This is a genomic window from Burkholderia sp. BCC1993, from assembly GCF_905339865.1.
Classification (GTDB): domain Bacteria; phylum Pseudomonadota; class Gammaproteobacteria; order Burkholderiales; family Burkholderiaceae; genus Burkholderia.
The window spans coordinates 56,441-70,102 of record NZ_CAJPGZ010000021.1; the positions used below are offsets into that span (position 1 = coordinate 56,441).

Below are 13,662 nucleotides of genomic sequence, written 5' to 3' on the forward strand. Positions count from 1 at the left end.
CCTTCCTTTGCGTCTCCGTGCTGGTGGTCGGCAGCCAGAGCCATGCGACGGAATTCAATTCGTCGTTCCTCGACATCGACGGCTCGAACAACGTCGACCTGTCGCAGTTCGCGCAGGCCGACTTCACGCTGCCGGGCGAATACATGCTCGACGTGCAGGTCAACGACCTGTTCTACGGGCTGCAGGCGATCCGGTTCATCGCGCTCGACCCGTCCGGCGCGGGCAAGCCGTGCCTGCCTCCGGAACTCGTCGCGCAGTTCGGGCTGAAGCCGTCGCTCGCGAAGGACCTGCCGCGCTTCCAGGGCGGTCGCTGCGTCGATCTCGGCGCGATCGAGGGCGCCACCGTGCGTTACCTGAAGAGCGACGGTCGGCTCAAGATCACGATTCCGCAGGTCGCGCTCGAATTCACCGATTCGAACTACCTGCCGCCGGAGCGCTGGTCCGAAGGGATTCCGGGCGCGATGCTCGACTATCGCGTGATCGCGAACACGAACCGCAACTTCGGTTCGGGCGGCGAGCAGACGAATTCGATCCAGGCCTACGGAACGATCGGGGCGAACTGGGACGCGTGGCGCTTTCGCGGCGACTACCAGGCGCAGTCGAACGCGGGCAGCAGCGCGTACGCGGATCGCACGTTCCGCTTCAGCCGGCTTTACGCATTTCGTGCGCTGCCGTCGATCCAGTCGACGGTGACGTTCGGCGACGACTACCTGAGTTCGGACATTTTCGACACGTTCGCGCTGACCGGCGCGTCGATCCGCAGCGACGACCGCATGCTGCCGCCTTCGCTGCGCGGCTATGCGCCGCTGATCGCGGGCGTCGCGCGCACCAATGCGACCGTGACCGTCTCGCAGGCGGGCCGCGTGCTGTACGTGACGCGCGTGTCGCCGGGCGCATTCGCGCTGCAGAACATCAACACGAGCGTGCAGGGCACGCTCGACGTCGCGGTCGAGGAAGAAGACGGCAGCGTGCAGCGCTTCCAGGTGACGACGGCCGCCGTGCCGTTTCTCGCGCGCACCGGACAGCTGCGCTACAAGGCCGCGGTCGGCAAGCCGCGGCAGTTCGGTGGTGCCGGCATCACGCCGTTCTTCGGCTTCGGTGAAGCGGCGTACGGTTTGCCGCTGGATTTCACCGTGTACGGCGGCTTCATCGCCGCGTCGGGCTATACGTCGATCGCGCTCGGTGTCGGCCGCGATTTCGGCACGTTCGGCGCAGTCTCGGCCGACGTCACGCATGCGCGTGCGCGCCTGTGGTGGAACGGCGCGACGCGCAACGGCAACTCGTACCGGATCAACTATTCGAAGCATTTCGACACGCTCGATGCCGACGTGCGCTTTTTCGGCTACCGCTTTTCCGAGCGCGAATACACGAACTTCGCGCAGTTCTCGGGCGACCCGACCGCATACGGCCTCGCCAACAGCAAGCAGCGCTATTCGGCGACGCTGTCGAAGCGCTTCGGCGACACGTCGACCTACTTTTCGTACGACCAGACGACTTACTGGGCGCGCTCGTCCGAGCAGCGCATCGGCCTCACGCTGACGCGTGCGTTCTCGATCGGTGCGCTGCGCAACCTGAACGTCAGCCTGTCGGCGTTCCGGACGCAAAGCGCGGGGACGAGCGGCAACCAGTTCTCGGTGACCGCGACGCTGCCGATCGGCGGCCGTCACACCGTCACGTCGAACCTGACGACAGGCAACGGCAGCACGAGCGTGAACGCGGGCTATATCCATGACGATCCGGACGGCCGCACCTACCAGGTCAACGCGGGCGCGACCGACGGCCGCGCATCGGCGAACGCGAGTTTCCGCCAGCGCACGTCGACCTACCAGTTGACCGCGCAGGCGTCGACGGTCGCGAACGCGTATGCGGCCGCGTCGCTCGAGGTCGACGGCTCGCTCGTCGCGACACAGTACGGGCTGGCCGCACACGCGAACGGCAACGCGGGCGATACGCGCCTCCTGGTCTCGACCGACGGCGTGCGCGACGTGCCGCTGTCCGGCACGCTCACGCACACCGACTCGCGCGGCTATGCGGTGCTCGACGGGATCTCGCCGTACAACGTGTACGACGCGACCGTCAACGTCGAGAAGCTGCCGCTCGAAGTGCAGGTGTCGAACCCGATCCAGCGCATGGTGCTGACCGACGGCGCGATCGGCTTCGTCAGGTTTTCGGCGGCACGCGGCAGCAACCTGTACCTGACGATGACCGACGCGGCCGGCAAGCCGCTGCCGTTCGGCGCATCGGTGCAGGACGCGGCGAACGGCAAGGAGCTCGGCATCGTCGGCGAGGGCGGGGCCGCGTTCCTGACCCAGGTTCAGCCGAAATCCGCGCTCGCGGTGCGCGCGGGCGAACGCACGCTGTGCACGGTGGACGTGCTGCCGAACCAGCTTCAACTCGAAGGCACGCCGATTCCGGTGACGTGCCAGGCATCCGGCGAGTCGCACGCAGCGGCCGCACGGGTCGAACGATGATTTCACGGATCCAGCGATGAACCATGCTTTCTCACTTTCCTTCCTGCGACGCGCGTCGCACATGCTGACCGCGGCGAGCGCGCTGCTCGCCGGTGTCGCGCACGCGGCGATCGTCCCGGACCGCACCCGCGTGATCTTCAACGAAGGCGAACAGGCCGCGATCGTCACGATCACGAACAAGAGCACGACGTATCCGTATCTCGTGCAGTCGTGGCTCGAGGACGCGAAGGGCAACAAGATCGCGTCGCCGCTGATGGTCGTGCCGCCGCTGCAGCGCATCGAGGCGAACGAGCGCAACGTGCTGCGGATCGCGAAGCTGCCCGGTGCCGCGCTGCCGGCCGATCGCGAATCGGTGTTCTACCTGAACATCCGCGAAGTGCCGCCGAAGTCCGATATACCGAACACGCTGCAGATCGCGCTGCATACGCAGATGAAGCTGTTCTACCGGCCGAAGGCCGTGCAGCCCGCGCGCGACGAGGACTGGACGCTGCCGATGACGCTGCGGGTGGACCCGGCCGCGCACACGCTCGTGTTCGACAACCCGACGCCGTACCACGTGACGGTGGTGGAGGTGACGGCAGGCGCGCAGAAGACGCCGGTGCCGATCGAGCCGGTGATGGTGAGCCCGATGAGCACGGCCGACGTGCCGTTCAAGGCCGCGACGCCGTCGACGCTGTTCGTCACGCATATCGACGATTACGGCGGCCAGGTGGCGGTCGAATACGCGTGCGACGCCGGCGCGTGCAAGAGCGTGAAGCGATGAGCGGCGCGATGCGCGAACGGCCGGCAGCATGGCTGCGCTGGCTCGTGCTTGCGTTGCTGGTCGCCGCGGCGCAGCCGGCGTGGGCACTGCGATGCCTGACGAACAGCGGCGCGACCTCGCTGACCGAGCCGATCGGCGGCGTGGCGTCGTATCCGACCGACGCGCCGGACGGCTACGTGATCTGGGTGTCGCCGGTCCGCACGACGTCGGGGTATTGCTACAAGGACCTCGGCGATGCCGACAGCCTGAAAGTCGTCGACAACATTTATTTCTACGCGAATCCGAACCGCACGAACCCGGCCGCGTGGGGGCTGGAGATCGGTATCCGCTACAAGGGCGTCGACTACTTCGACAAGACGAGCAATCGCGGCGGCGGGGTGTTTACCGGCTATGCGGTGCCGCCGTGCAGCAGGGAAGACTTCGATCGCAGGCGTTGCGAGCAGACCCGCATCAGCATCGACTACCAGGTCGTCGTGCGCAAGAAGGGCAACTGGGTCCAGCCGCCGAGCGATATCTATACGGTGTTCCAGTTCGACGGCGAGTTCGGGCTGAATGCATTCGGCACGAGCTTCCAGTACCGCCTGAGCGGCCTGCGCAACCTCAAGCCGACGCCGTGCTTCGTCGACGTGCTCGTGACGCCCGAACCAGGCATCGTCAACTTCGGTCAGGTGCAGGCGGTGGGTAACGGCTTCCTGCCCGCGGTGCCGCGCAAGCCGTTCTCGTTGTCGTTGTCCAAGAAGTGCAACGTCGCGGTGCGGGTCGACGGCTATTTCGAAACGAGCTATCCGCTGCAGAACGGCCTGCTGGTGCCGGCGAAGGACAGCAATTTCGGGATCGGCATCGAGGACAGCAAGGGCAACGCGATTCCGTTCAACCAGCAGTTCACGCTCGCGCAGTTTCCGTCGAACGTGATGAATCAAAGCGTGCGGATGGACGCGGTGCTGAAGTCGTTCGGGCCGCCGAAGATCGGGCGGTTCGATGCGACCGCAACGATCCGGCTGTTCATCTACTGACGCGCGCTGCGCAAGCGGCCGGACGCGCCGCGCGCGCCATGAGAAAAGCGCCGGGATGCCGGCGCCTCTTTGCGGCGCGGCCGACGCTGTGGCGCGCCCACCAAGCGCCGCGAGCCGTTGGCGGTGCCATGCCAATTCCTTTCACGCGGAAAGCTTTCCGCACGCCACGGCTCCGCGGCAGCCATCCCGTCCGACAAAAACACGGATCCCGCCAATTAATCAGACAAATCCTGACGATCTGAAGGGGCATTTCGTAATCGTATTGAGAATGATTTGCGTTTACGTTAAATTGCCCTATCTCGAAATCTGACGGAGCAGATCGATGGCGATGGCGGAAGTGCTCGAACGGCCGGCAGCGGCAGCGGCGAACCCGTTCCTCGGCAGTTGTCCGGAGCGCCCGTCGCGTCCCGCGACGCGTGCGCATCGTGCCGCGGAGTCGCGTGCGCAGGGCGCGCTGCTCGACGTGCTGATTGCCCATCGCGCGATGCTCGTCAACGTCGCGCGCGGCTTCGTCGGTTGTGCGAGCCGGGCCGAGGACGTCGTGCACGACGTGTTCGTGAAGCTCGTCGAATTCCCGAACCAGGACGCCGTGCGCCAGCCGGTCGCGTACGTGACGCGGATGGTGCGCAACGCGTCGATCGACGCGTGCCGCCGGCAAAGCCTCGAGAATGTCTATCACACGGAAGAGGACGACGGCTTCGACGTGCCGTCGCCGGAACCGACGCCCGAGGCCGCGCTGCTGACGCGCGATACGCTGCGCCGCGTATGGGCCGCGCTCGACGACCTGCCGGCGCGCAGCCGCGCGGCGTTCGAGATGGTGCGGCTGCGCGAGGAGACGCTGCAGACCGCGGCGCGCGCGCTGAACGTGTCGCAAACCCTCGTGCATTTCATGGTGCGCGACGCGGAGCGGCACTGCGCGGAATGCCTCGACGCATGCCATCGCGGCGTCGCGTGCCCGGTGTTTCTCGGCGGCCGCGCGCGGCGACGGTAAAAAAACGCGCCGGCCAATCGTCTTCAAGACAGGAGCGGCCGACTCAACGGTCCAACGATCCGATGATCCGATCACTTGCCGCTTCGCATCCTTCAACCGTCTCCCGTTTTTTCGATCATGACGCAAGCCACGACGCCTTCCGCCGACACCGACGACCTCGTCTACACGGTCGTCATCAACGACGAAGAACAGTATTCGATCTGGCCGACGTTCCGGCCCGTGCCGGCCGGCTGGCGCGAGGTCGGCGTGCGCGGCCCGAAAGCCGACTGCCTCGCGCACATCGAGACCGTCTGGACCGACATGCGCCCCGCGAGCCTGCGCCGCGCGATGGACGGCGAACGCGCGACGCGCACGTCGTGACCCGCTGCGCCGTGATCCGGCGCGCCACCTGAAGAGGACGTTGCATGACCCTGCTTTCGTTGCCGACGCTCGACGACCTGCGTATCGAGCCGGGGCTGCCCACCGTCGTGTCGCCGCGCAGCGCCGACGGCATCCCGATCGACGAGATCGCGCCGCTCGCGCAGGCGATCGCGGCCGACACGCTCGAACGGGCGGGCGGTGTGCTGTTCACGGGCTTTCACGTGCCGTCGATCGATGCGTTCCAGCAGTTCGCGGCATCGTTCGGCGATCCGCTGATCGGCTATGAATACGCGTCGACGCCGCGCAGCCAGGTCGAGGGCGCCGTCTACACGTCGACCGAATACCCGCCGCACCGCGCGATTCCGCTGCACAACGAGCAGTCGTACACGCGCGAGTGGCCGCTGCGGATCTGGTTCCATTGCGCGCTCGCGGCGCCGACGGGCGGGGCGACGCCGATCGCGGACAGCCGCGCCGTCTATCGCGCGCTCGATCCGGCGCTCATCGCGCGCTTCGAGCAGCGCGAGCTGCTGTACGTGCGCAATTTCGGCCAGGGGCTCGACCTGCCGTGGCAGCAATCGTTCGGCACCGACGCGCCGGCCGAGGTCGAGCGGATGTGTGCGGCGCGCGGGATCGAATGCGCATGGCGCACCGACGACGACGGCGAACTGCTGCTGCGCACGCGCGAACGCTGCCAGGCCGTCGCGCGCCATCCGCGCACGGGCGACCGTGTGTGGTTCAACCAGGCGAACCTGTTTCACCTGTCCGCGCTCGACGACGACATGCAGGAAGCGCTCGTCGACGCGGTCGGGCTCGAGAACGTGCCGCGCAACGTGTACTACGGCGACGGCGCGCCGCTGGAGGCCGATGCGCTCGCGGAGATCCGCGGCGTGCTCGACCGCCAGCGCATCGTGTTCCCGTGGCGGACGGGCGACGTGCTGATGCTCGACAACATGCTGACCGCGCACGCGCGTGACCCGTTCGAGGGGCCGCGCAAGGTGGTCGTCGCGATGGCGCAGAGTTACACGGTCCCGCGCGCGACAGAACGGAGGACCGATGACGCGTAGTACCGCCGCGCTGGCCGCGCGCGGGCTGAGCGTGGGTTATCGCGACCATGTCGTGATCGACGGGCTGGACCTGTCGATCGCGGCCGGCCGCGTCACGGCGCTGTGCGGCCCGAACGGCTGCGGCAAGAGCACGCTGCTGCGCACGCTCGCGGGCCTGCAGCCCGCGCGTGCGGGCCAGGTCGACGTGAACGGCAAGCCGCTCGCGTCGTTTCGCCGCCGCGTGCTCGCGCGCGAGCTCACGATGCTCGCGCAGTTCAACCAGATTCCGTCGGGCCTGACGGTGCGCGAGCTCGTCGCGTACGGGCGCTACGCATACGGCGGCTTCCTGCGCGGGCTGTCGCGCGCCGATCATGCGGCGATCGACGAGGCGCTCGACACGAGCGGTCTCGCCGGCGACGCCGAGCGCGACGTCGGCGCGCTGTCGGGCGGCGAGCGGCAGCGCGCGTGGATCGCGATGGCGCTTGCGCAGCAGGCGCCGATCGTCCTGCTCGACGAACCGACGACCTATCTCGACATCCATCACCAGCTCGACATCCTCGACGCGCTGCGCGCGCTGAACCGCGCGCGCGGGCTGACGATCGTGTGGGTCCTGCACGACCTGAACCAGGCAGCGGCGTACAGCGACGACATCGTGCTGATGCGTGCCGGCCGCCTCGTCGCGCAGGGCTCGCCCGACGCGATGCTGGAGCCGGCGCGGCTGCGCGCGGCGTTCGGCGTCGACATGCTGAAGCTCGCGCATCCGCAGACGGGTGCGCCGATGTGCGTGCCGGCCTACGGGCCGCCGGCATCCGGCGCGACGGATGCGTTCGATCGCGCCGTTGACCCAGCCGCTCACCCGGACATCGCCGTATGACGACGTTCGCGATGCGCAAGCGGCTCGCGGCGAGCGGGCAGGGCGCCCACGGGGTGGTAGCCGGCCGCCGCGCCGGCGCGCTCGCGCTCGGCCTCGTCGCGCTGATCGTCGTGCTGGCGGTGCTGCGCGTCGCACCCGACCTGCGCGTGTGGTGGAACGCCGTGCCGGGCAGCGACGCGGCCGCGCTCGCGGGCGTGTTCCTGTTCGATCTCAACCTGCCGCGCGTCGCGGCCGCGCTCGTCGCGGGCGGCTGCCTCGGCATCGCGGGCGCGCTGTTCCAGTCGCTCACGCGCAACCCGCTCGCGTCTCCCGACCTGCTCGGCGTGACGGGCGGCGCCCAGCTCGGCCTGCTCGCGGCGATGCTGGTGCCGGCGCTCGCCGGGGTCGCATCGGTGCCGCTGCTGTTCGTCTGCGGGCTGATCGCCGCCGCGTGCGCGATCGTCGCGGCCGGCGGCTGGCGCGTGACGCCGCTGCGGCTGGTGCTCGCGGGCAGCGTCTGCATGCTGCTGTTCGCGGCGCTGTCGACGCTCGTGCTCGCGTTCTTCGAGCAGAACATCGCGGGCGCCGCGCTGTGGACCAACGGCAGTCTCTATCAGCCGGGCGCGACCGGGCTCGCGCTCGCCGCACGCTGGCTCGTCGTGCCGCTGCTGGCACTGCCGTTCGTGATCCGGCCGCTGAATCCGCTCGCGCTCGGTGACGAGGCGGCGGCCGCGGCCGGTGTGCGTGTCGACGCGACGCGGCTCGCGGCGACGATCGTCGCCGTCGCATTCACGAGCGTGGCCGTCAGCATCGCGGGCCCGCTGTCGTATGTCGGGCTGGTCGCGCCGAACCTGCTGCGCCAGGTGCGCGGCGCACGCGCGGCGCGGCTCGGCGTGCTGGTGCCGCTGTCGGCGCTCGCGGGCGGTGCGCTCGTGCTCGTCACCGACAGTGCGGTGCTCGCGTCGGGCCTCGACGCGACGCTGTCGACCGGCGTCGCGATCGCGCTCGTCGGCACGCCGCTGATGCTCGCGATGATCCGGCGCGGCGCCGCGTGGTCGGGCGTGCTGCACGCACAAGCCGAACGCGCGGCCGGCGGCGGGTCGACGCGCATGGTCGGCTGGCTCGAACGGCTCGGCTGGCCGCTGCGCACCGCGCTGTTCGTCGCGGCCGGCGTGCTGGTCGTGTTCGTCGGCGTGTCGGCCGGCCCCGAATGGCTGTCGCCGGCACGCTGGTCCGCCGCGCTGTCGGGGCACGATGCCGTCGCGCGGATGCTGATCGACCTGCGCATGCCGCGGCTGCTGTGCGCGCTCCTCGCGGGTGCGCTGCTGGCGGTGAGCGGGGTCGCGATGCAAAGCGTGGTGCGCAACCCGCTCGCCGGCCCCGAAGTGCTCGGCGTCACGCAGGGCGCGGGGCTCGTCACGCTGTTCGCGTTGTCGACGTGGCCGCTGATGGGGCACGTGACGCTCGCGGCGGCCGCGTTGAGCGGCGGTGCGGCGTCGCTCGCGATCACGCTCGTGCTGAATCACCGGCATCGTTACGCACCGCTCGCGGTCGCGCTGACCGGCATCGTGATCGGCGCGCTGTGGACCACGCTCGCGCAATGGCTGATCACGCAGCAAAGCGTGCAGCCCGCGCGCTTCGTCGTCTGGCTCGTCGGCGGCACTTACGGCCGCAGCTGGGGCGAGGTGTCGATGCTGCTGCCGTGGTGCGTGCTCGCGCTGCCGGTATTCGCATGGCTCGCGCGGCCGCTCGACATGCTCGCGCTCGGTGACGACCAGGCGGCCGCGCTCGGCCTGCCGGTCGCCGCGTTGCGGCCGCTCGCGCTGACGATCGCGACGCTCGCCGCCTGCGCGGCCGTCGCGGCGGTCGGGCCGGTCGGCTTCATCGGGCTGATGGCGCCGCACGTCGCGACGATGCTCGGCGCGCGCCGGCATCGCACGCGACTGTGGCTCGCGGCCGCATGCGGCGCGCTGATTCTCGGCCTCGCCGATGTGGCTGCCCGCACGGTCGTCGCGCCGCGCGAAGTGCCGGCCGGCGTGCTGACCGCGCTGATCGGCGCGCCTTACCTGCTCGGGTTGCTGATCCTCGAGGGGCGCCGCGCCCGGCGCGCGGGGCGATGACGCCGGCGCTCGACGGCGCACGCGCCACGCGATTCTCCGCGTTCGCGCCCGAACCGTTCGCCGGGCATCTCGACGCCGTATGGCTCGGGATGCCCGACGACACGCACGCGCCGGGCCGGATCGTCGTGCCGGTCAGCGCGCTGCCCGATCATCGCGATGCGGTGCTCGACGCGATGGTCCGCCACTACGGCGGCGATCCGGCGCTGCATGCGCGCGCGCTGATGTCGCAATGGAGCAAGTACTACTTCGGCCGCGCGGCACCCGCCGGCGTGGTCGCCGCGCTGACGCTCGGCCGGCCGCTCGACATGGCGCCGGAGCGCACCTTCGTCGCGCTCGACGACGGGATGCCGGCCGCGCTGTATGTCTCGCCGGACGCGCTCGGCGCGCCGTGCGACGAACCTGCGCCGCGCTATGCGGGGCTCGTCGCGCATCTCGGCGCGGTGATCGATCTGCTCGCGGCGATGGGCCGTGTCACGCCGCGCGTGCTGTGGAGCAATGCCGGCAACCTGCTCGACTATCTGCTCGACACGTACCGCGCGCTGCCGTGCGCGGCCGATCCCGTTCGCGATGCCGACTGGCTGTTCGGCGCGTCGTGCGTCGACGGCGAGCCGAACCCGCTGCGGCTGCCGGTGCGCGACGCCGTGCCGCGCTCGCCGCTGCTGCCGACGCCATTTCGCGCGCGCCGCGTGTGTTGTCTGCGCTATGAAATTCCTGGAGAAACGCAACTGTGTGGAAGCTGCCCGCTGCTATTGACGATGGACGACGCGGCGCTGGCCGGGCAGGATGCGATCCGGTGATGCCGGTACCGCATGCCGGCCGCCGTCATGCGCTCGGCGCACTGGCCGCGCTCGGCGCCGCGTGCTGCGGCGCGCTGGCTGCGCCGGCCGTCGCGATCGCGGACGGCGTGCGCGGCGGGCAGGGCGGCATGCCTTCGCAACCGGGCCGCCCGCTCGCCGGCAACCCCGTCGTGTCGCAGGCGAGTGCGACGATGCCCGTGCGGCCGCAGCGCGTGGTCGCGCTCGACTTCATGTTCGCGGAAAGCGTGATCGCGCTCGACCTCGTGCCGGTCGGCATGGCCGATACCGCGTTCTATCCGGGCTGGCTCGGCTACCAGAGCGACCGGCTCGCGCACGTGACCGACATCGGCTCGCGGCAGGAGCCGGGGCTCGAGGCGATCGCCGCGGTGAAGCCCGACCTGATCATCGGCGTCGGCTTCCGCCATGCGCCGATCTTCGCCGCGCTCGACCGGATCGCGCCGACGATCCTGTTCCAGTTCAGCCCGAACGTGTCGGAAGACGGCGTGCCCGTCACGCAGCTCGACTGGATGCGGCAGATCTTCCGGACGATCGGTCGCGTGACCGGGCGCGATGCGCGCGCGCAGGCGGTCGAAGCGCAACTCGACGCAGGGATTGCGCGCAATGCGGCGCGGCTCGCGGCCGCGGGCCGCGGCGGCGAACGCATCGCACTGCTGCAGGATCTCGGGCTGCCCGACCGCTACTGGGCCTATACGGGCAACAGCACGTCGGCCGGCCTCGCGCGCTCGCTCGGGCTCAACCCGTGGCCGAAGAAGCCGACGCGGGAAGGCACGCTTTACGTGACGTCCGCCGATCTGCTCCGGCAACGCGATCTCGCCGTGCTGTTCGTGACCGCGACGGGGATGGACGTGCCGCTCGCGTCGAAACTCGATTCGCCGGTGTGGCGTTTCGTGCCCGCGCTGCGCGAGCGCAGGATCGCGCTCGTCGAGCGGAACATCTGGGGGTTCGGCGGGCCGATGTCGGCGCTGAAGCTGGCCGACGTGATGACCGATACGATGCTGAAGCTGCCGGCCGTGCGCTGAACGCGCAGAGCGTCGTCAGCGGATGGGGCGGCGTGGTCGCGAATTGCATTGTCTTGCGCGTGTTGCGCGAACGCCTATTCCGCCGCATTCCGTCGGCGTCGCGAACACCTACGTACACCGAACGATATATTTCCGGTGCTTCCGGTGCTTCCCGACGCTCGCAATCCTTCGAACCTGAAACCGCCTGCGTGCCGCATTCGCTGCGCGCAGGCGGCCGGTGTTTGACGATACTTACGCGCTCAGCGCATCCGCACCATCGCGTGCACGTGACCGCGCAGGCGTCGTATCGCTGACGATCTGCCCGTTGTCGAGCTTCAGCAGGCGATCGGCGAGATCGAAATAGCGATCGTCGTGCGTGATCACGATCACGGCCTTGCCACGCGCGCGCAGCTCGGGCAGCAACTGCTCGTAGAACACCGCCTTGAACGACGGATCCTGGTCGGCCGCCCATTCGTCGAACAGGTAGAACGGCCGGTCCTCCAGGTACGCGACGACGAGCGCGAGCCGCTTGCGCTGCCCGGTCGACAGCGCGCGGTTCGAGAACGCGCCGTCGACGACCTTCACCTTGTGATCGAGCGCGAGCTTCGCGACCAGCGCGTTCGCGCGCGCATCGGCCTGCGCCCGCGCCGGATCGTCGGGATCGACGATGCCGAGCAGCGCATCGAACAGGTGGAAGTCGTTGAACACCGCGCTGAAACGCTGCCGGTACGCGGCACGCTCGCGCCAGCCGATCGGGCGGCCGTCGACCTCGATCGTGCCTTCCTCCGGCTCGTAGAGCCCCGTCAGCACCTTCGCGAGTGTCGTCTTGCCGCTGCCGTTGCCGCCGACGATGAACACGAGTTCGCCCGGCCGGATCGTCAGGTCGACCGGCCCGATCCGGAACATCCGTTCGTCGCGCTCGTGGAAATACGCGTGCGTGACGCCGCGCAGCGTGACGGCACCGGCCGGTGGCACGTCGGGGGCGTCGCTCGCGGGCGGCACCGTGCGCAGCGCGCCGAATTCGGCCATCACGCCTTCGATGCGCCCAAGCGACACGCGCGCCGCGTTGACGGTCGGCAGGTTGTTCAGCAGACCGTCGAGCGGCACCAGCATGAACAGGAACACGACGACGTAGCCGGCCGCCGTGCCCGCATCGGCATGCACGCCGAGCTGCGGCCAGAACGCGGCCGCGCCGAGGAACACGTAGAACAGGAAGATGATCCAGCCGACGCCGACCGCATACGCGCTGAACGCGCGGCGGCGGTGGTCGCGCACCTCGCCGATCGCGGCGCCGAGCTGGCCGTCGACGAACTGGCGCGCGCGCGCATCGTGCAGCTTCAGTTCCTTCGCGCCGGAGAACAGCGAGCCGAGATAGCCGAACAGGCGGTCCTGCGCGTGGCCGGCCGCCTCCAGCGACGCGATCGCGCGGCGATCGCCGGTGTGGTAGCCGAGCGAGCCGGCGACGATCGCGGTCAGCGCGAGCACGCACACGGGCCACGACAGCCACGCGAGATAGCCGAGGCAGCCGAACACGATCGAGCCGTGCATCACCAGGTTCGGCAGCGCGAAGAACAGCATCGACACGTTGGTCGCGTCGTCGGTCAGCACCGACTGCACGGGCGCCGCGCCGATCCGCTCGATGTCGCGCAGCTCGGCCGCGCCGACGCGCCGCGCGAGATGCACGCGCAGCCGCGCCATCGTGTCCTGCGACAGCCGGGCGAACAGCGTGCCCGACACGATCCGCGTGACGAGCGCGATCACCGCGCACAGCGCGAAGCGCCACGCGAGCGCCGCGTCGGCCGCGCCGGGCGTCGCGAGCGCGCGGTTCAGCGTCGCGACGAGCAGCACGCTCGCGACGCCGTTGAGCACGCAGGCGACGAGCGCCAGCGCGAGCGACGCGCGGCTTTCGCGCAGCAACGCGAGGATCAGGCGGGCCGCGGGGCGGCCGGGGGAAGCGTCGAGGGACGGCGGGGAAGAAGGCTCGTGGGCAGCGGTCATCGGCAACGTCGATAAATGAAGGGCAGGCAAACCCTGCGGAAACGGCAAGACTGATGTGAAAGCGGCGCGCGGGGCGGGCCCGGTTGCGACTTTCCTCCCTGATAGACGAACGGGCCGCGCAAATATTTAGCCCTGCCTTCAAAAAATGCATCCGTGCCGGCTTGGCGCGCAAAACGGTAAAAAATCGGCCGCGCCGTTCGTCACACCAGTGAAGCCGCCCCTTGCGGCCCCGAG

Annotated in this window: 11 protein-coding genes; 10 read left to right on the top strand and 1 reads right to left on the bottom strand. The window is 69.6% G+C overall.

Annotated features, from left to right (window positions below):
• The first annotated feature begins 17 nt into the window (after positions 1-17).
• The 10 genes from U4Y91_RS30540 to U4Y91_RS30585 all read left to right on the top strand — a co-directional run bounded on the left by U4Y91_RS30540 (position 18) and on the right by U4Y91_RS30585 (position 11,451).
• Positions 18-2,471, top strand: coding sequence for a fimbria/pilus outer membrane usher protein (locus tag U4Y91_RS30540; RefSeq protein WP_321808256.1), 2,454 nt, complete (start codon positions 18-20; stop codon positions 2,469-2,471).
• Between the two features lie 16 nt (positions 2,472-2,487).
• Positions 2,488-3,234: a molecular chaperone gene (locus U4Y91_RS30545; RefSeq protein WP_321808180.1), complete on the top strand. Its 747-nt coding sequence runs from the start codon at positions 2,488-2,490 to the stop codon at positions 3,232-3,234.
• Positions 3,231-4,247, top strand: a complete 1,017-nt coding sequence (locus U4Y91_RS30550; protein WP_321808181.1) for a fimbrial protein — start codon at positions 3,231-3,233, stop codon at positions 4,245-4,247. Before U4Y91_RS30545 ends, U4Y91_RS30550 begins: the two co-directional genes overlap by 4 nt.
• Positions 4,248-4,569: 322 nt before the next feature.
• On the top strand, positions 4,570-5,238 hold the full coding sequence (locus tag U4Y91_RS30555; RefSeq protein WP_321808182.1) for an RNA polymerase factor sigma-70: 669 nt from the start codon (positions 4,570-4,572) through the stop codon (positions 5,236-5,238).
• A gap of 117 nt (positions 5,239-5,355) precedes the next feature.
• The gene (locus U4Y91_RS30560) at positions 5,356-5,598 is read left to right on the top strand and encodes an MbtH family protein (RefSeq protein ID WP_044843583.1); all 243 of its coding nucleotides are present in this window, start codon (positions 5,356-5,358) and stop codon (positions 5,596-5,598) included.
• Between the two features lie 44 nt (positions 5,599-5,642).
• Positions 5,643-6,662 (top strand): TauD/TfdA family dioxygenase, encoded by a 1,020-nt coding sequence (locus U4Y91_RS30565; RefSeq protein ID WP_321808183.1) that lies wholly within the window; start codon positions 5,643-5,645, stop codon positions 6,660-6,662.
• Positions 6,652-7,515, top strand: a complete 864-nt coding sequence (locus U4Y91_RS30570; protein ID WP_321808184.1) for an ABC transporter ATP-binding protein — start codon at positions 6,652-6,654, stop codon at positions 7,513-7,515. Before U4Y91_RS30565 ends, U4Y91_RS30570 begins: the two co-directional genes overlap by 11 nt.
• Entirely contained in the window at positions 7,512-9,614 is a 2,103-nt protein-coding gene (gene fhuB, locus U4Y91_RS30575) for a Fe(3+)-hydroxamate ABC transporter permease FhuB (protein ID WP_321808185.1), read from the top strand. The genes U4Y91_RS30570 and fhuB overlap by 4 nt, the downstream gene beginning before the upstream one ends.
• Positions 9,611-10,411: a siderophore-iron reductase FhuF gene (gene fhuF / locus U4Y91_RS30580; RefSeq protein WP_321808186.1), complete on the top strand. Its 801-nt coding sequence runs from the start codon at positions 9,611-9,613 to the stop codon at positions 10,409-10,411. The genes fhuB and fhuF overlap by 4 nt, the downstream gene beginning before the upstream one ends.
• The gene (locus U4Y91_RS30585; RefSeq protein WP_321808187.1) at positions 10,411-11,451 is read left to right on the top strand and encodes an iron-siderophore ABC transporter substrate-binding protein; all 1,041 of its coding nucleotides are present in this window, start codon (positions 10,411-10,413) and stop codon (positions 11,449-11,451) included. The genes fhuF and U4Y91_RS30585 overlap by 1 nt, the downstream gene beginning before the upstream one ends.
• Before the next feature lie 231 nt (positions 11,452-11,682).
• On the opposite strand, the gene U4Y91_RS30590 is transcribed toward U4Y91_RS30585, so the two are convergent.
• Positions 11,683-13,428 (bottom strand): cyclic peptide export ABC transporter, encoded by a 1,746-nt coding sequence (locus tag U4Y91_RS30590; protein WP_321808188.1) that lies wholly within the window; start codon positions 13,426-13,428, stop codon positions 11,683-11,685.
• Positions 13,429-13,662: the final 234 nt, after the last annotated feature.